Annotated in this window: 17 protein-coding genes and 1 riboswitch; of the genes, 12 read left to right on the top strand and 5 right to left on the bottom strand. The window is 61.0% G+C overall.

The annotated features are described in order from the left end of the window. Positions 1-6: 6 nt before the first annotated feature. Both PTZ19_RS07225 and PTZ19_RS07230 read right to left on the bottom strand, forming a co-directional pair. Positions 7-249 carry a hypothetical protein gene (locus tag PTZ19_RS07225; RefSeq protein ID WP_276353417.1) on the bottom strand — a complete coding sequence of 81 codons (243 nt, stop codon included), beginning with the start codon at positions 247-249 and terminating at the stop codon, positions 7-9. Between the two features lie 100 nt (positions 250-349). Beyond that, positions 350-1,240 carry a cation diffusion facilitator family transporter gene (locus tag PTZ19_RS07230; protein ID WP_422614977.1) on the bottom strand — a complete coding sequence of 297 codons (891 nt, stop codon included), beginning with the start codon at positions 1,238-1,240 and terminating at the stop codon, positions 350-352. 343 nt (positions 1,241-1,583) lie between these two features. On the opposite strand from PTZ19_RS07230, the gene PTZ19_RS07235 reads away from it, so the two are divergent. The 4 genes from PTZ19_RS07235 to PTZ19_RS07250 all read left to right on the top strand — a co-directional run bounded on the left by PTZ19_RS07235 (position 1,584) and on the right by PTZ19_RS07250 (position 6,659). Beyond that, positions 1,584-3,056 carry a circularly permuted type 2 ATP-grasp protein gene (locus tag PTZ19_RS07235; protein WP_276353419.1) on the top strand — a complete coding sequence of 491 codons (1,473 nt, stop codon included), beginning with the start codon at positions 1,584-1,586 and terminating at the stop codon, positions 3,054-3,056. 32 nt (positions 3,057-3,088) lie between these two features. Then, the gene (locus tag PTZ19_RS07240) at positions 3,089-4,045 is read left to right on the top strand and encodes an alpha-E domain-containing protein (RefSeq protein WP_276353420.1); all 957 of its coding nucleotides are present in this window, start codon (positions 3,089-3,091) and stop codon (positions 4,043-4,045) included. Further along, the gene (locus tag PTZ19_RS07245) at positions 4,042-4,908 is read left to right on the top strand and encodes a transglutaminase family protein (protein ID WP_276353421.1); all 867 of its coding nucleotides are present in this window, start codon (positions 4,042-4,044) and stop codon (positions 4,906-4,908) included. Before PTZ19_RS07240 ends, PTZ19_RS07245 begins: the two co-directional genes overlap by 4 nt. Before the next feature lie 144 nt (positions 4,909-5,052). Further along, positions 5,053-5,151: riboswitch (purine riboswitch) on the top strand. 74 nt (positions 5,152-5,225) lie between these two features. Continuing rightward, complete coding sequence (locus PTZ19_RS07250; RefSeq protein WP_276353422.1) at positions 5,226-6,659, top strand: NAD(P)/FAD-dependent oxidoreductase; 1,434 nt, start codon at positions 5,226-5,228, stop codon at positions 6,657-6,659. 19 nt (positions 6,660-6,678) lie between these two features. On the opposite strand, the gene PTZ19_RS07255 is transcribed toward PTZ19_RS07250, so the two are convergent. Next, the gene (locus PTZ19_RS07255) at positions 6,679-7,734 is read right to left on the bottom strand and encodes a YeiH family protein (RefSeq protein ID WP_276353424.1); all 1,056 of its coding nucleotides are present in this window, start codon (positions 7,732-7,734) and stop codon (positions 6,679-6,681) included. A gap of 155 nt (positions 7,735-7,889) precedes the next feature. Here PTZ19_RS07255 and PTZ19_RS07260 point away from each other — a divergent pair, with 155 nt between their 5' ends. The 4 genes from PTZ19_RS07260 to PTZ19_RS07275 all read left to right on the top strand — a co-directional run bounded on the left by PTZ19_RS07260 (position 7,890) and on the right by PTZ19_RS07275 (position 9,823). Then, positions 7,890-8,795: a LysR family transcriptional regulator gene (locus PTZ19_RS07260; protein WP_276353426.1), complete on the top strand. Its 906-nt coding sequence runs from the start codon at positions 7,890-7,892 to the stop codon at positions 8,793-8,795. A gap of 227 nt (positions 8,796-9,022) precedes the next feature. After that, on the top strand, positions 9,023-9,454 hold the full coding sequence (locus PTZ19_RS07265; RefSeq protein ID WP_276353428.1) for a GreA/GreB family elongation factor: 432 nt from the start codon (positions 9,023-9,025) through the stop codon (positions 9,452-9,454). Positions 9,455-9,467: 13 nt separating this feature from the next. Continuing rightward, positions 9,468-9,698 carry a sporulation protein Cse60 gene (locus PTZ19_RS07270; RefSeq protein ID WP_276353429.1) on the top strand — a complete coding sequence of 77 codons (231 nt, stop codon included), beginning with the start codon at positions 9,468-9,470 and terminating at the stop codon, positions 9,696-9,698. Then, positions 9,695-9,823 (top strand): hypothetical protein, encoded by a 129-nt coding sequence (locus PTZ19_RS07275; protein ID WP_276353430.1) that lies wholly within the window; start codon positions 9,695-9,697, stop codon positions 9,821-9,823. Before PTZ19_RS07270 ends, PTZ19_RS07275 begins: the two co-directional genes overlap by 4 nt. An 81-nt stretch (positions 9,824-9,904) precedes the next feature. Here PTZ19_RS07275 and PTZ19_RS07280 read toward each other — a convergent pair whose 3' ends face one another. Continuing rightward, positions 9,905-10,552, bottom strand: coding sequence for a DsbA family oxidoreductase (locus PTZ19_RS07280; protein ID WP_276353431.1), 648 nt, complete (start codon positions 10,550-10,552; stop codon positions 9,905-9,907). Positions 10,553-10,689: 137 nt separating this feature from the next. Between PTZ19_RS07280 and PTZ19_RS07285 the strand changes: the two genes are divergently transcribed. The 4 genes from PTZ19_RS07285 to PTZ19_RS07300 all read left to right on the top strand — a co-directional run bounded on the left by PTZ19_RS07285 (position 10,690) and on the right by PTZ19_RS07300 (position 15,662). Next, entirely contained in the window at positions 10,690-11,517 is an 828-nt protein-coding gene (locus tag PTZ19_RS07285) for an aldo/keto reductase (RefSeq protein WP_276353433.1), read from the top strand. Positions 11,518-11,614: 97 nt separating this feature from the next. Continuing rightward, complete coding sequence (locus tag PTZ19_RS07290; protein ID WP_276353435.1) at positions 11,615-12,040, top strand: RrF2 family transcriptional regulator; 426 nt, start codon at positions 11,615-11,617, stop codon at positions 12,038-12,040. Between the two features lie 89 nt (positions 12,041-12,129). Next, positions 12,130-12,441 carry a thioredoxin gene (gene trxA / locus PTZ19_RS07295; RefSeq protein WP_276353437.1) on the top strand — a complete coding sequence of 104 codons (312 nt, stop codon included), beginning with the start codon at positions 12,130-12,132 and terminating at the stop codon, positions 12,439-12,441. Between the two features lie 146 nt (positions 12,442-12,587). Further along, positions 12,588-15,662, top strand: a complete 3,075-nt coding sequence (locus tag PTZ19_RS07300) for a hybrid sensor histidine kinase/response regulator (RefSeq protein ID WP_276353438.1) — start codon at positions 12,588-12,590, stop codon at positions 15,660-15,662. 25 nt (positions 15,663-15,687) lie between these two features. Here the strand turns inward: PTZ19_RS07300 and PTZ19_RS07305 are convergent, their stop codons facing one another. Further along, the gene (locus PTZ19_RS07305; protein WP_276353691.1) at positions 15,688-16,803 is read right to left on the bottom strand and encodes a response regulator; all 1,116 of its coding nucleotides are present in this window, start codon (positions 16,801-16,803) and stop codon (positions 15,688-15,690) included. Positions 16,804-16,809: the final 6 nt, after the last annotated feature.

Below are 16,809 nucleotides of genomic sequence, written 5' to 3' on the forward strand. Positions count from 1 at the left end.
CGCCGCTTAGCCCGAGGCTTTCAGGTATTGGGTCAGGCGCTCCGCGGGCCCCCCGTAGACGGCATGCAGCAAATCGGGCAAATTCGGCCAGGGAGCCTGGGAGACGAAGAGAAGGGCCATGTAAAGGCCGGCCAAGCCCAATACGGCATAACACCATTTTTCTTTGCGCGGCAAACGTTTCAGCCTGCGGCCGTCCGCCGCAAGCACGGCGACAAGGAGCGCCGACGCGACGATGAAGTTTTCCTGCAACAAAACCCCTTCTTTCGGAAAATCGAGGGAATTCGCCCATCGACTTTAGCGTTCCGAAAGGAAGGGGCTTTATGCAATCGACTCCGATTTTCCGTAGACGTCAGTCCTCATACCAAGGGTTCAAATGCACCAGGACCTCCACGACGTCGGGGTCGCTTTCCATGATCCTCGCCTTGATTTCGCGGCTGATGTCATGGCCTTGCTGGATCGAGAAATTCCCCGGCACCCCCACGCGCACGTCGACGGTGATGTAATGGCCGTGCTCGCGGGCGCGGACCCGGTCGATCCGCTTGATGTGGCCGACCTCCTGGATCAACGCCTGATACCGCTCCATTTTCTCCGTGGAGGCGTTCTTCTCCATCAATATATCCACCGCTTCGCGACCCATCCCGACGGCCAGGCGCAGGACGAGCAGCGAGACGACGATCCCGGCGATCGGGTCCCCGTAGGCCGCCCATTCCCAGCCGTAATGGTCGCCGACGACCGCCAGGCCGATGCCCAGCACCGCGGCCAGCGAAGCGTACACGTCGGCGAGATGATCGTACGCGGTGGCCAGCACGCTTTTGCTGTTGGCGTCGCGCCCGATCCGGACGGTATAGACGTACAAAGCCTGCTTCCAGACCAAGGAGAGGAAAGCGGCGCCCAGCGCGATCAGGCTTTCCGATTCGGGCTCCTTGAACAGGGCGCCGACCGACTGGGCCCCGATCCAGAACGCGGCCAGGATGAGGATGACCGCGACCAGCGCGGAGGCTACCACTTCGGCTTTGCCGTGGCCGTATGGGTGATCTTCGTCGGCGGGCTTCTTCGACACCATGGAAGAGGTCAACGCGGCGACGGTCGCGATGATGTCTCCCGCGTTATGCACGCCGTCGGCGAGCAGAACCGGGCTGGCGAACAGCAGGCCGGCCGCCAGCTTGATCAAAGTGAGCAAAACGTTGCTGACCAGGCTGATCCAGATCGCCGTCAGGCTTTGTTTGTGCGTCTCTGCCACAATCATGACCCCTTCAAACAAAGTTTACCGCGTGCAAATAAACGATCAAGCCTTTGACCCTAGGGTCAAAGGCTTGTATAGGCATCCGTATGGGATAATGTCCTTCGTTCTCGCATGGCGGCAACCGCCCTCTCTCCGCGGGCATTTTCGGAAAATGCTTTTCCATTGTACCACAAGGACGAACCGACAGGAAACCGAACAATGTTACATATTTAATACACGAAATGTAATTTAAATGTAATAAATAAACATAATCGCACTCAACTATGTAATGAATATTGACATTGAAGTTTTGCGGTCCTATCATTACAGATAAATCCCTCCGGAGAGGAAGTCGTTTCCTATGGAACGAATAAGCGGACGAACGACGGCGGCTCCCTCCACCCCTTCCCCGTACTACGACGAAATGTACGACGGCGATAACCGGGTCCGGCACCATTACGGGAAGGTGCACGAGCTGCTCTCGAGACTGACGCCCGAGGAGATCGCCGCCCGGCAGACGCGGATGAACGGACGGCTGCTGGAAGAGGGGATCACCTTTACCTTGGCGCAAGGAGACCAGCCGGAAGGGCTCGAGCGGACGATTCCGTTCGACCTGGTGCCCCGGATCATACCGGCAGCGGAATGGGAGACGATCGAGCAGGGAACGCGGCAGCGGGTGAGGGCGCTGAACGCTTTCCTGAGAGACGTCTATCAGGAGCAGAATATTTTGAAGGACGGCCTCATTCCCCGGCGCATGGTCGCGGGCAACCGGTATTTCCGCACGGAAATGATGCGGCTGCCCGTTCCGGGCGGCACTTACATCACCGCCTCCGGCATCGATTTGATCCGCGACGAGAAGGGCGGTTATTACGTCCTCGAGGACAATTTACGCTCGCCGTCCGGTTTCTCTTACGTGTTCAAGAGCCGCTCGATTATGACCCACGATTTTCCGGAGCTGCTTTTCCGGCACTCGGTGCGCGGGATCGACCCGACGCTCGACGCTTTCCGCTCAAAGCTGCGCAGCCTGGCGCCGGATGGCGTCCGGGAGCCGGTTATCGCGTTGCTCACGCCGGGCAGCTACAACTCCGCCTATTTCGAGCATGCCTTTCTGGCCCAGCAGATGGGTCTGATTCTCGTGGAAGGGCGCGATCTGGTGTGCCGGGACCACAAAATTTACGTGCGGCGCTTAAACGGATTGAAGAAAATCGACGTCATCTACCGGCGCATCGACGACGATTTCCTGGATCCGCTGGCGTTCCGGCCCGATTCGCTGCTGGGCGTTCCCGGCCTCATGAACGCTTACCGCTTCGGCAACGTCGCCATCGCGAACGCGCCGGGAACGGGGGTGGCGGACGACAAGGCGATATACGCCTTCGTGCCGGACATGATCCGGTATTATTTGAACGAAACCCCGATTTTAAACAACGTCCCGACTTATTTGATGAGCCGGACGGAGGAGCGGGAATACGCGCTGGCCCGGCTGGACGAGATGGTCGTCAAGGAAACGTCGCTCTCCGGCGGTTACGGCATGCTGATCGGCCCGGCTTCCACCGAAGAAGAAAGGCAGCGGTTCGCGGCCAAAATCCGGGAGAATCCGGACAATTACATCGCCCAGCCGACGATCAAGCTCTCGACGTCGCCGGTCAGCCTGAACGGATTCCTCGTCTCCCGCCACATCGACCTCCGCGTGTTCGCCTTGTCGGACGCCCGCGGCGTGCACGTGCTGCCCGGAGGCCTCACGCGGGTGGCGATGAAGGAAGGATCGCTGGTCGTCAATTCTTCGCAGGGCGGGGGCTGCAAGGATACTTGGGTGCTGAACGGAACGGAACGGTGATCGGCCTTTGCGGGCCGGAAGGAGGGGTTGCGGTGCTGGACCGGATCGCGGAATCGCTGTATTGGATCGGGCGGTACACCGAACGTGCAGAGAATCACGCCCGTCTGCTCGACGTGTTTTACCATCTGAGGGAGGATGGGGACACGGGGGAAGAAAGCGTCTGGAAACGGATGGTGGAGTCGATCGGCGATACCGCCTTGTATGAACGGAAATTCGGCGAGTATCGGGAGAAGGAAGTCCTCTTTTTTCTGACGATCGATTCCGAGCTTAACAATTCGTTGCTTCGCTGCGTCGCGCAGGCCCGGGACAATCTGAAGAAAATCCGCGAGCAGCTTCCGGCCGAGCTGTGGAGCCTGCTGAACGGCTTCTATCTCTGGCTCCGGAACGTGAAGCCGGCCGAGATCGTGGAGGAATCGCCGCATCGGCTGTTCCAGAAAGTGAAAGACGGGTTGGCGGCTTTTCAAGGGACGGCTCGCTCGATCACGCCGCGCGACGAGCTGTGGCATATGATGGAGGCCGGACGGCATCTGGAACGGTCGGAAAACGTCATCCGTCTGCTGCAGTCCGTGCGCGCCGCGTTGCCGGAGCCGGGCTCGGCGTCCTACGGGTACACGATGGCCATGCTGAAATCGGTGGGGGGAACGGAAGCGTTCCGCCGGCTGGACATCGGGGAAGCCGGATTGGAAGAAGTCTCGCGGTTTTTGATTTTGCAGGACACGTTCCCGCGCTCGGTCCATTATTCGCTGACGCGGTTCGAACGGCACCTGCAGGCGCTGCGCCTGCCGGGCGCGAGGTCCGGCTCCGGCGGCATCGATCGGATGCTCCGAATGGCCGGCAAAGTGCGTTCGGAGCTGGGATACCTCGACCGTGGAGACGTTACGCTGGACAATTTGGATCCAATGCTGAGGCAGCTGAGCGCCAGCAGCCGGCAGCTCGAGGATCTGATGGCACGGACGTTTTTTTTCCCTGGACGGGAGGTTACCGCATGAAGCTCGAGATCCGGCACGTCACGAGGTACCGCTACGCTTCGCCGGTGACGGACAGTGTCAATGAGATCCGCCTGTCGCCCCGCACCGACGAACGGCAGGCTTGCTATCAGCATCGGCTGACGGTCGAGCCGGTCGTTTCCCTGCTGTCGTACGAAGACTATTTCGGCAATCGGGTCCATTCCTTCACGGCCAATGATGCGCATCGGGAGCTGGTCATCACGGCGCACTCCACCGTCGTCACCCGAGACCGCAAGTTGGCCCCGCCCGCTGACATGGCGCCGGTGACTTCGTGGGGACGCGTCCGTTCGCCGGACTTCGTCGACCGTTATGCGGAATATTTGCTTGCTTCCTCGTACGTTTCGTTTTTCCCGACCGTCTCCGCTTACGCGTCGGGGATCGGCGGGGAGGGCGAGGGGGTGTTCGGCTTCGTCCGCGAAGCGGCCCGGCGCATTCACGGCGACTTTGAGTACAAGCCGAATTCCACCGGCGTCGGCACGACGGCGGAGGAGCTCATCGGGATCGGATCGGGCGTGTGCCAAGATTTCGCGCACCTCATGATCGCCGTATGCCGATACAGGGGAGTTCCGGCACGCTATGTGAGCGGCTATCACTTCGTGGGGGACCTGCAAGGTCGAGACGCCGATTTCGAGCAAGCTTCCCATGCGTGGGTCGAAGTTTACGTTCCGGGAGCGGGATGGATGGGCGTCGACCCGACCAACGACAACCTGATCGACTGGCGGTACGTGAAGCTGGGGCACGGCCGCGACTACACGGACATCGTGCCGGTGAAAGGGATTTACCGAGGGACCGGGGAGCAGGAACTGACGGTTACGGTGGACGTGCGGCTGGCGGAAACAGGGTAAGGGTTCGGGCGAATGTTCGGGATTAGGTTGGATTATAGGTTTATTAATATGTATGAGAATAATTTCATAGTGTAAACCCGAATGATAGGGGCGAATGAAGCTTGACGCGTACGAAGTTTTGCGTTACCCTGTTGGATGTAACGCGACAGCGTTGAGATCGTCCTTCGTATAGCTCCGGCACAGGGCCGGAGGTTTCTACCGGGAACCGTTCAATTCCTGACTACGAGGATGTGGCACCGCCACACCCTTCGGCAGTCGGGAATTTTTGTTGTCTGCCGCAGGGCGAGTTCACTCATCCAGAGGAGGAGACGGCAACTATGAACGCCTATGACGTGATCGTAGTCGGCGCGGGGCCGGCCGGCATTTTCACCTGTTACGAATTGACGAGGACGGCGCCGCGGCTGAAAGTGCTGCTGGTGGATAAGGGGCATGACATCCGCCATCGACATTGTCCCATTTTGGAAAACAAAATCGAGCTGTGCCCGCCCCCGGCCGGGAAGAAAGAATTCGCGGGCTGCCTGCCGGCCTGTTCGATTACCGCCGGCTTCGGCGGCGCGGGCGCTTACAGCGACGGCAAATTCAATATCACGACCGAGTTCGGGGGCTGGCTGACGGATTATTTGCCGCCTTCCCAAGTGCTGGGGCTGATCCGTTACGTCGACGAAATCAATCTCGCCCACGGGGCGACGGAGCAGGTGACCGACCCGACGACCGACGTCGTCCGCCAGATCGAGCGGCGCGGATACGCGGCAGGCTTGAAGCTGCTGCGGGCGCAAGTCCGGCACTTGGGCACGGAGCAGAACCTGGAAATCATGAAATCGATCAGCGACTATCTCTCCGAGCGCGTAGACATGCGGTTTAAAACCGAAGTCGCGGACTTGATCACGGTCAAGGAGGACGGAACGCACCGGGTTCGCGGAATCCTATTGAAAAACGGGGAAGAGATCCTGGCGGATCGGGTCGTCGTGGCGCCCGGCCGCGACGGTTCCGCTTGGCTCGCCGAGGTGCTCAAGAAACGCCGGCTGAAAATGGCGAACAACCAGGTGGACGTCGGGGTGCGGGTCGAAACGTCGGACGTGGTCATGCGCGAGATCAACGAGCACCTGTACGAAGGAAAGTTCGTGTTCAATACGTCCGTGGGCACGCGGGTGCGCACGTTCTGCAGCAATCCGTCCGGCCACGTGGTGGTGGAGAACCACAGCGGCGTGATGGCGGCCAACGGACACGCCTTCAAGGATCCCGCGCTGGGTTCGCCGAATACGAACTTCGCGCTGCTCGTCTCGCACAAATTCACGGAGCCGTTCGACAAACCGAACGAGTACGCGCGGGAAATTTGCAAACGGGCGAACGATTTGTCCGGCGGCGGGGTGATCGTGCAGAAGTACGGGGATATCCTGCGCGGCCGGAGATCGACCGAGGGGCGGATCAAGGAAGGCTTCATCGAGCCGACGCTGCACGAGGCGGTTCCGGGCGATTTGGGGCTCGTGCTGCCTTATAACACGATGAAGAGCCTGATCGAGATGTTGGAGGCGCTCGATAAGGTGACGCCGGGGATCGCCTCGGAGCACACGTTGTTCTACGGCGTGGAGGCGAAGTTCTATTCGGCGCGTCCGAAGCTGAGCAACGCGCTGGAGACCGAGATCGCCGGCCTGTACTGCGGCGGCGACGGGGCCGGCGTGACCCGCGGCCTCGCCCAGGCCGGGGCCGCCGGCGTCTGGATCGCGCGCGCCATCGCCGGCGCGGCGAAGTGAGCGCGGCGTCGCGATGGCTTCATTGCGTCGCCAATACGATCCCGTACGTTAGCGCCGACAGAAGCAAGGAGCCGACGAACAGGGCCCCCAGCGGTCGGACGGCACGCGAGCGGAGGTCTTGCAAGTTGACGTGCAGGCCAAGGCCGCCCATTGCCATGCCGAGCAGCAGCGTCGTTGCTTTCGAGGTCCATTGGGCGATCGGCTCGGGATCGATCCCGACCGCGGGAAAGGCATAGCTGCCCAGAAGGCTCGTTGCGACAAAGCCGAGCAGGAACCAGGGCACGGCGATTCGGGACCGATCGCTGTCATCGCCTCTCACCGCCCCGCCGGCAACCGCACCTCGAACACCCGCGCCGAAGCCGTCGCGCCGCCTTCCCGGGTTGCGAAGCCGCAGAAGAATCAGGCATACGGGTACGAGCAGCAGAACCCGCGCAAGCTTGTACAGCAAAGCGTCCGCCATCGCTTCGCTGCCCGCGGGCGCGGCGGCCATGGCGACATGGGCGACTTCATGGAGGCTTGCTCCCGCCCAAATCCCGTACCCGGCAGGATCTAGAGGCAGCCACGGCTGCAACAAAGTATACCCGACGGCGAAGAGGGTGCCCGTCAACGCGATCAAACCCGCGCTGACGGCGGCATCTTCCTCTTTGGACCGCAAGATCGGCGAAACCGCGGCGACGGCGGCAGCGCCGCAGATGCCGGTCCCCAGCGCGAGCAGAAGCGTCAGCGGGGCATCGGCTTTCCACCGCCGGCCAAGCGCGGTTACGACAAGCCATGCGAAGGCGATCGTCAGCGCGCCCTGAGCGAGCGCCATCAAACCGCCGCCTATCAGAACCGACACGTTCAACCGCAGTCCATACAACGCGACCGCGAGTCGGAGCAGCGAGCCCGAGGACAAGCGGATGCCCGTCCGCAGCCGGTCCGGAAAACCGAAGAAGCGGCGGTACAGCGCCGCGGCCAATAACGCGTCGGCCAGCGGGCCGAGATGATCCAAACCGGGCAGCCAAGCCATTCCCCATCCAACCGACGCTAATCCCAACGTAAACATGACGCCGCCGATCCAATCCGTCCGTAACATGAGCCACGCTCTCTTTCACCAAGTTGCGAGAAGCATGCGCGCGCAAAGGAGCTTCCGTATGCTCAGCATACTGCGGGTTCCGCAATAAGAAAAATCAATTATAATAATCGTTAAGATAATCAAAGGCTTATAATAAAAAGAGAGGATTTCCGCTTATGGATCAATCCCTGCAAGTATTCGCGACGGTCGCGGAGACGCGCAACTTCTCCCGAGCCGGCGAAAGGCTGCATATGACGCAGCCCGCGGTGAGCCAGCACGTCCGCGCTTTGGAAGAGCGGTACGGCGTCCGGCTGCTGGAAAGGGACAACAAATCCGTCTCCCTCACGCGAGCCGGGGAGATCGTCCTGCACCACGCCCGGGAAATCGGCAGCCTGTACCGCCGCATGAACGAGATGGTCGCGGACCTGCTCCATCACACCGGCGGCCCGCTCGCCGTAGGCGCCAGCTATACGTTCGGGGAATACGTGCTGCCGAAGGCGCTCGCACGGTTCAACCTGGCGTATCCCGACGTCCGTCCGTCGATCACGATCGGCAACACGTTCGACATCGCCGACAAGGTCCGCCGCCGCGAGCTGGACGTCGGCATCGTGGAGGGGGAGGAAGCGGGAGGCGGACTCGATGAAGAGTGGCTGTCCGACGATGAAATGGTGATCGTCGCCGGCGCATCGCATCCGCTGGCCGCCTTGCAGGCCGTCCGCGCGCCGGGCATGCTCGCGGAAGAAACTTGGGTCGTGCGCGAACCGGGCTCCGGCACGCGGGCGGCCGCGGACCGATGGCTGGCCGCGGCCGGCATCGCGCCTCGCAGGCTGATGGAGATGGGCAGCATCCAATCGATCAAGGAAACGGTGGAAGCGGGCCTCGGCATCGCCTTCCTCTCGAGGCTCAGCGTCTCGAAAGAGCTGAAGCTGGGCACGGTCAAGCTGCTGCGGGCGCCGGGGCTGCCCTTCAAGCGAAGCTTTCGGATCCTCCTGCGGCAGGGCGACCTCCGTACCCGCACGCTGGAGGCGTTTCTTCACCAATTGCGAAGCGCGCAGGGCGGAAAGCCGAAGGAGCAAGAATAAGCGCCGGCTTACTTTTTATGGAAATATTTTGTATCATTGAACGCATTTGCCAAACGTGATATGATCGAACCAATAGAAGGCATCTCGCCCTAGGGGCGGGGTGTCTTCGTTCATCATAAAGGGGTTTTACATTTAATGGATGGGAGGATCACGAGCGATGAAAAAGATCACGAAAGCCGCGATTGCCCAGGCGACGCGCAGATCGGCGCATGGAGGAGGGAACTGCCATGAGCCATAGCATCACGGGCCGCTTCAAGGAGAATCTCGTGCGGCAGCTCGTCTATTTCGACGAGAACGCTTCCGAGCTGCTGGATGCGCTGCCGAACACGGGCGTCCGGCAAACGATGGACGACCTGCTCCGGCGGTATTGCCGGGAAGTCCGCCGCTTCATGGACGGCCATGGCGAGGAAGGTCCGGATACGATCGTCTGGATCGGCTCCCGCGTCACGATCCGCAACGATACGGATCTCATCGACGAGGAGCTCACGATCGTCCTTCCGAACGACGCCGATCCGTTCGAAAGCCGGATTTCGTTCCTGTCCCCCGTCGGGCAGTGCCTGCTGCTCTCGAGGCCGGGCTGCAGCGCGGAGGTCGACACCCCGGGAGGCAAATACCGGCTGACGGTCCGAAAGACGGCTTATGCCGTCCAGAGCGAATGAACGGAGGGATTCCATGATCCAGGTCAAAGAATTCGTGGATTCGGACACGGTGCCGGCGGAGCGTTCGGCGAACGAGTTTCTGGCGACGCTCCGCGACGACCAGGTCATCGACATCCGGTACGGGACGTTCGTGAAAAAACACCTTTCCCGGTCGGAGCAGCAGCGAAGCTGCATCTTGATCATTTACCGAACCGGGCCGCGAAAGGAGCGCTCCGGTTCGGCGAACGAGGAGGGGCGGTCTTGAAAAGGGAAAAACGCGAGGCCTACTACTTCGAACTATTCCTGAAAATCGTGTCGTACGCCTCGACCGTCGTCATCTTGGCGGGAGCGGCCGGCTATGCGGTCTACTGGCTGATGATGAAACGGTAAACGATGCGCGGCAGGACCGCCTCCGCCGCGACGCGCAGCCGAACGGAAGCCTGCCCCGACATGGAAAGAAGCCGCTCCCCGTTAGGAGGACGCGGCTTCTTCCTGCGCGATTTGCCGGAACGCGGCGAGGAACTGCGCGGACGGGTACGCCCCCGACAACGCGTATTTTCCGTTGATGATGAAGAACGGCACGCCCGTAATGCCCATGTCCCGCGCGGCCGCGAAGTCGCGGTCGGTCTCGGCCGTCCCGTCCCCGGCGTCCAGCCGCTTCCGGAGCTCGCCCGCATCCGCGCCGATACCCTCGGCCAGCCCCAGCAGCACGTCAAGGTCCGCGATGTCCCGTCCTTCCTCGAAATAAGCGTCCATCGCCGCATCCACCCAAGCCTGGCGGCTCTCTTCGGGCAGAATGGCCGTGATCCGATGCGCCAGCAGCGTGTTCGGCATTCGCGCGATGCGATCGAAACGGAACGTCAGCCCGATGCCGGCGCCCGCTTCGGTGACCCGCTGCAGCATCGGATCGAGCCGCGCGGCGCCGCCCATTTTGGCCTCCATCGTATCGCGGAACGGCTTCCCTTCCGGAGGCAGGCCGGGATCCAGCTGGAAAGCGTGAAAAGCCACGTCCACCGTCTCGTTCGTTTCGTTCGCCCAAGCCATGATCGCGTCGTACATGTTTTTCTTGCCGATGCGGCACCAAGGGCACACCATGTCGGAATACAGGTCGATTTTCATCCGGCACACCTCGATTTTCTGAAAGGAATGATGACCTCAGTATGGCAGACATCGGCTCCGGTTACAACGTGCGGGAAGCAAGGGGACATGCTAGAATGGAAGGGTCATGTTGAACCATATCCGGAAGGAAGAGGACAATGAAGCTGACGATCGATTCGAAAGCGGAGCTGCTGAACGGCGTGGAGATGCCGAGACTGGGGCTCGGCGTATGGCGGGCCAAGGCAGGAGCCGAGACGGAGAACGCCGTGGCGGCCGCGTTGCGAACGGGTTACAGGCTGATGGATACGGCTTCCCTGTACGGAAACGAAGCGGAGGTCGGCCGGGCGATCCGGGCGTCCGGGATCACGCGCGAGGATATTTTCGTCACCACCAAGGTTTGGAACGACCAGCAAGGCTACGACAACGCGATGAAGGCGTTCGAGCAAAGCTTCGCCAACCTGGACTTGGGTTACGTCGATTTGTATTTGGTACATTGGCCGGTTCAGGGGAAATATAAAGAGACTTACCGCGCGCTCGAAGATCTGTATGAGCAAGGCCGCGTCAAAGCGATCGGCGTCAGCAATTTCCTCGTGCACCATTTGGAGGACCTGATGGGGTCGTGCCGGATCAAGCCGATGGTGAACCAGGTCGAAATGCATCCGCTGCTGACGCGGAAGAAGCTGCTCATGTTCTGCAGGAAAGAAGGCATCCAGGTGCAATCCTGGCGTCCGCTGATGAAAGGCAACTTGGACTTGCCCCTGCTGCGGGAACTTTCCGCCCGTTACGGCAAGACGCCCGCGCAAATCGTGATCCGTTGGCACCTTCAGCATGGGATCGCGACGATCCCGAAATCCGTGAACGAATCCCGGATCCGCGAGAACGCCGACGTGTTCGATTTCGAGCTGTCGCCGGAGGACATGGTCCGGATCGACGGGCTCAACGAAGACCGCCGTTTCGGGGCGGATCCCGACCATATCGATTTCTGATCGCCGCCGATGCTTCTTGTTCCGCCCCGGCGCGCGCCCTGTTGACAATCTCAACTGTAACTGATAATATTACAGTACCGGCAGGGAGGAGATGCCATTGAACAGCGACTTCGTCATAGCGGTTCATAGTCTGGTCCTGCTGGCCCATCTTCCCGAGGGCATGGCGACGAGCGACGAGATCGCGGAGAACGTCTGCACGAACCCGGTGCGGGTGCGCAAGGTGATGAGCTGCCTGCGCAAGAACGGCTTCCTGGATACCCGGGAAGGCTCCGGGGGCGGTTACAAGCTGTGCCGCGCGCCTGAAGAAATCACGCTTGCCGACGTATACCGTTCCCTCGCGGCGGGTTCTCTGGCCCCCAACTGGTGCAGCGGCGATCCGAAGAAGGACTGCGTCGTCAGCTCCAATATGGCCGAGGTCATGGCGGGAGTGTTCTGCGAAGCGGACCGTCAGCTGGAGGCATACTTCGAGCGGATCACGATCGGCTCCATGCTGTCGGGCATCAAGGCCAAGCAGCAAGCTTGAAAGCCGGATGCAGCGGGTATATTAGAGATGCCCGATCATCATAGAGGTTTCCTCGTAGTTCCTAAATTCCGGATAAGGAGTGATGTGACATGGCAGTCGCCGTCACGAAGGACAATTTCAACCAAACGGTATCGCAAGGGGTATCGCTTCTCGATTTCTGGGCGCCCTGGTGCGGACCTTGCAAAATGCAGCTTCCGATCGTCGAGGAGCTGTCCGAAGAGCTTCAAGGCAAAGCCACGGTCGCGAAAGTCAACGTCGACGAAGAGCCGGAACTGGCCAGCCAGTTCGGCGTCATGAGCATTCCGACGCTGATCCTGTTCAAGGACGGTCAGCCGGTCGACAAGCTGGTCGGCCTGCAAAGCAAAGCCGCGCTGCAGAACAAAATCAACAACCTGATGTAATTCGGGTTTCGCTTGAACCGCCGGTCCTTAAGACCGGCGGTTTTTCGCGTGCCGAGCGTTGACGCTGCGGCGCCGTTTGCGCCGGACGGCCGGGGCGACGGACTCCCGGAAAGGATTTTCGCGATCATTGTCGAAACATAACGCTTATGATGACGAAAAAAAGAGCGATACTGATCACGGCGCTGTTCTTCGCGGCGCTGCTCGCCGTCCGGCTGGTCTGGACCGAGCTCCGGGCGGGGCCGGAGCACCCGGCCGCCGCGCAAGGCGTACTGGATTTGCGCGACCGGGACGTCCTTTCCGGCCGCGCCATGGACTTGAACGGCGAATGGGAGTTCTATCCCGGACGGTTCCTTATGACCGGCAGCGGAAATGAAGACCCTGGACCGGCAAGCGATACCTTCGTCCATGTCCCCGGGACATGGAACGCTTCCCTCGGGTCCCCGAACCATTCCGCTTACGGCTACGGCTCCTACCGCCTGCGGATTTTGGTCCGGCCGGAGCCCGGGCGGATGTACGGCATTCGAATCCCTTACGTACGCACCGCTTCCGAACTTTTCGTGAACGGACAACGATTGGCCGGCAAGGGCCGGGTCGATTCGGACCCCAGCCGTTACACGCCTTACACGTTCCCGATGCAGGCCGTCTTCCCGGCCGATGACGGCGTCATCGACGTCGTCGTGCAAGCCGCCAATTTTGACAGCGTCATGAGGGGCGGCATCATGAAACCCGTCCACTTCGGCTCCGCGGAGGCGATCCAGCAAGAGCGCCTGTTCTCCGTCGGCGCGCAATGGACCGTCTGCATCGTCCTGGCGATCCATGGCCTCTACGCCGGCGTCTTGTTTTTGATCGGGACCCGCCGGAAGGAGCTGCTCTGGTTCCTGGCGCTGGTCGCTTCCGCGATCTTGATGACCGTGGCCGACGACGACAAGCTTCTGCTGGCATGGATTCCGCTCGATTTCGATTGGAACGTCAAGCTGGTTTATCTGTCCTACGTCGCGATCGCCGCGCTGATGGTCCGGTTTATCGCAAGCCTGCTGGACGAATACGCCAAAACCGGCCGGCATTTTTGGTTTTACGCGGTTTGCGGCGTTTCGGCCGTCCTGATCGTGGTCACCCCCGCCAAAGTCACGCTGGAGCTCGGGTATATTCTTTTCTCCATGCCGTTCATTGGCGGTCTGATCGTCTCCCGCTTGTCTTTCCGTTCGCTGACCCGAGGCAACGCGGACGCGATTTACGTGCTGCTGGGCATCACGAGCGTGCTGGCCAATATCGTGGGCACGCTCGGCAAAGGCGCGGGACTGTTCGACGCCGGTTATTATCCGATCGATCTGAGCGCCGCGTTTTTCGCTTTCGCGTCTTATTGGTTCCGGAGCTACTTCCGGCTGTCCGAGCATTCCGTCCGGCTCGCGGAGAAGCTGCAGCAGGCGGACAAGCAGAAAGACGATTTTCTGGCGAATACCGCCCATGAGCTGCGGAATCCGCTGCACGGCATGCTGAATATCGCCCAGAGCGTCATGGAGCGCTGGGAGGATCGCGAATTCGCGGCCGAAGGCAGGGCCCGGATGGAGCTCTTGGTGACCGTGGGCAAGCGGCTTTCCCTTCTGGTGAACGACTTGCTGGATCTGGGCATGCTGCGGGGGGATACGCTCCGCCTGCAGGTCGGGAACGTTCAGGCGCAGGCGGTCGCATCCGGCGTCCTGGACATGCTTCGCTATATGGCGGATGGCAAACCGGTGCGACTGGTCAACGACATTCCGCCCGACTTTCCCCGCTTGCGGGCGGACGAGAACCGGTTGACGCAAATTTTGTTCAATCTGGTGCATAACGCGCTGAAATTCACGGACGTGGGCATGGTGGCGATACGGGCGTCGGCACGGGACGGAATGGCGCTGATCGCCGTCTCCGATACCGGGCCGGGGATGGACGAGAAGACGCGCAACGTCGTTTTCGAACCCTATGAACAAGGCGGCGCCACCCCTCAGGCGTCCGGCGGCGGTATCGGGCTGGGGTTAAGCATTTGCAAGCAGCTGGTGGAATTGCACGGAGGCACGCTGCAGGTCGAATCGTTGCCGGGGCAAGGCTCCGAATTCTCCTTTACGCTGCCGTTCGCGGATACCGTCTCCCTCTCGAATTCCGCGTCATCGCAACCGGAGATTCGCGCACTGGCGGAAACGGCTGCAACGGTCGTTCGCGATCCTGCGGAAACCGAACGGGAGCCGAACGAAGACCGGCCCGCGATTCTGGCCGTCGACGACGACCCGGTGAACCTGGCCGTCCTCGAAAGCGTGCTGGGCGCGGAACGTTACGACATCGTCAAGGCGTCCAGCGGAGAAGAAGCGTTGTCCCTGCTGGGTACCCGGAAATGGGATCTGCTGATCGCGGACGTCATGATGCCTAAGATGTCGGGATATGAGCTCGCCCGCTCGGTCCGGGAACGATTCCCGATTACGGAGCTCCCCATTCTGCTGCTTACGGCGCGTTACCGGCCGGAGGATATCGAAGCGGGGTTCGCCGCCGGCGCCAACGATTACGTGGCCAAGCCGGCCGATGGAATGGAGCTGCGTTCGAGGGTATGGGCGCTCACGGCCATGCGCAAGTCGTTCAGCGAGCGGCTGCGCATGGAAGCGGCATGGATGCAGGCCCAGATCCAGCCGCACTTTCTCTACAACACGCTGAATTCGATCGCCGCCCTCAGCGAGGTCGATCCGGCCAAAATGCGCGCGCTGCTCGACGCGTTCAGCCGGTACTTGCGCGCCAGCTTCGATTTCCGGAATTCGGGACAGCTCATCCCGCTTCGGGACGAGCTGGAGCTCGTTCGCGCCTACTTGCACATCGAGAAGGAAAGATTCGGAGACCGGCTGCGAATCGATTGGGAGACAGATGCGGGGATCGGGACAAGGTGGAAAATCCTGCCGCTCTCCATTCAGCCGATCGTCGAGAACGCGGTCCGGCATGGGATTACGAAGCGGGCCCACGGCGGCCGGCTTCTCATTCGAATCACGGAAAACGGGAACGGGGCGGATATCGCGGTCGAGGACGACGGAGCGGGGATGGACGTTCACGAGGCCGAGCGTCTACTGAGCGACGTTTCGGCCAACCGCGCGGGGGTCGGACTTCGCAACACGGACCGGCGGCTCAAACAGCTGTACGGAGAAGGACTCCGGATCCGGAGCGCGCCCGGACAGGGCACCGTCGTCGCTTTCCGCATCACGAAAAAGTAATCGGCGCCCCCGAATTCGCGTCTTGTCAGTTCGTCGCCGCACGCCAATTCCGGTACCATTCCGCTGTCCGTTCGGATGGGGAGACGCCGTACTCTTTGTCCAACATGGAGGTCAGCTTGGCGTACTGCTGCTCTACGAAATGGATTTGCCCCATTTCCCCGTACACTCTCATCAAGGCGAAATACACATCTTCCCCGTAAGGGTATTTCTGCTGAATCCGCAAATACCAGTCCAGCGCTTCCGAAAGCCGGCCGTGGTCCTCCCACAGCCGGCCGAGCGCCGTGGCGTGATGGTACCACATGTTTTGCAGCCTCTGCCGTTCTTGCTCGGCCCAGGCGTAATCATGCTCCGCCAAATAATCGCCCGCGTAAGCCTCCAAGAGCCGAGCATATCCATCCGCCGTCTCCAGGGACAACCCGTCCGCCTCGGACAACGCCTTTTCCCATTGTTCCACGTCCAACGGGCAATCGCCCAAATCCAGGCCATACCCGGACGACGATTTGAGGATTTTGATGCTCAGACCGGCGTTATCCAGCATTTTGCGCAGCCTGTAAATCGTCGTGTAGAGCAGGGGCTGCGCCTTGCTCTCTTCCATTTCCGGCCATAGCAAATCCATGAGAGCGTCTTTCCGGACACGTTGGTTCCTCCGGTAAACCAAATAAGCGAACAATTCCTGGGCTTTCGCGGTGCGCCAGGGGAGCGGTTCGCCCGTTCCGGGGTCGATTTGCATGCTTTGAAAACACCGTACGGCCGCGGTCCGGATCGGGGACGCGGCATGGCGGTCCGCGCGCCCGCGCTGCCCCAGAATCCGCCGGACGGTCGTCTCCAACCGATCGGTCTGAAGCGGCTTCAGCACGTAATCCAAAGCTTGCAGCTCAAAAGCCTGCACGGCGAATTTATCGTAAGCCGTCACGAAGACGATTTCCACGGGCGGATGCAGCTCCTGGAGACGTTCCGCGGCCTCCAGACCGCCGAGCTCCGGCATGTCGATATCCAGAAAGACGACATCCGGCTGCAAACGGGGAGCCGCTTCCAACGCTTCTTCCGGAAGCTGGAACTTCCCGACGATTTCCAGTCCGCCGATTCGATTCAATTGGAGCTCCAAATAGCGGAGCGCGAGCGCTTCGTCGTCTACCAGCATGCATTT

It is taken from the genome of Cohnella caldifontis, from assembly GCF_029360585.1.
In the GTDB taxonomy this organism is placed as follows: Bacteria; Bacillota; Bacilli; order Paenibacillales; family Paenibacillaceae; genus Cohnella; species Cohnella caldifontis.

Coding starts and splice junctions, on each gene's coding strand:
- PTZ19_RS07235 (WP_276353419.1), top strand. CDS start 1,584: ATGGAACGAATAAGCGGACGAACGACGGCGGCTCCCTCCACCCCTTCC.
- PTZ19_RS07245 (WP_276353421.1), top strand. CDS start 4,042: ATGAAGCTCGAGATCCGGCACGTCACGAGGTACCGCTACGCTTCGCCG.
- PTZ19_RS07250 (WP_276353422.1), top strand. CDS start 5,226: ATGAACGCCTATGACGTGATCGTAGTCGGCGCGGGGCCGGCCGGCATT.
- PTZ19_RS07255 (WP_276353424.1), bottom strand. CDS start 7,734: ATGTTACGGACGGATTGGATCGGCGGCGTCATGTTTACGTTGGGATTA.
- PTZ19_RS07260 (WP_276353426.1), top strand. CDS start 7,890: ATGGATCAATCCCTGCAAGTATTCGCGACGGTCGCGGAGACGCGCAAC.
- PTZ19_RS07265 (WP_276353428.1), top strand. CDS start 9,023: ATGAGCCATAGCATCACGGGCCGCTTCAAGGAGAATCTCGTGCGGCAG.
- PTZ19_RS07270 (WP_276353429.1), top strand. CDS start 9,468: ATGATCCAGGTCAAAGAATTCGTGGATTCGGACACGGTGCCGGCGGAG.
- PTZ19_RS07280 (WP_276353431.1), bottom strand. CDS start 10,552: ATGAAAATCGACCTGTATTCCGACATGGTGTGCCCTTGGTGCCGCATC.
- PTZ19_RS07285 (WP_276353433.1), top strand. CDS start 10,690: ATGAAGCTGACGATCGATTCGAAAGCGGAGCTGCTGAACGGCGTGGAG.
- trxA (WP_276353437.1), top strand. CDS start 12,130: ATGGCAGTCGCCGTCACGAAGGACAATTTCAACCAAACGGTATCGCAA.
- PTZ19_RS07300 (WP_276353438.1), top strand. CDS start 12,588: ATGATGACGAAAAAAAGAGCGATACTGATCACGGCGCTGTTCTTCGCG.
- PTZ19_RS07305 (WP_276353691.1), bottom strand. CDS start 16,803: ATGCTGGTAGACGACGAAGCGCTCGCGCTCCGCTATTTGGAGCTCCAA.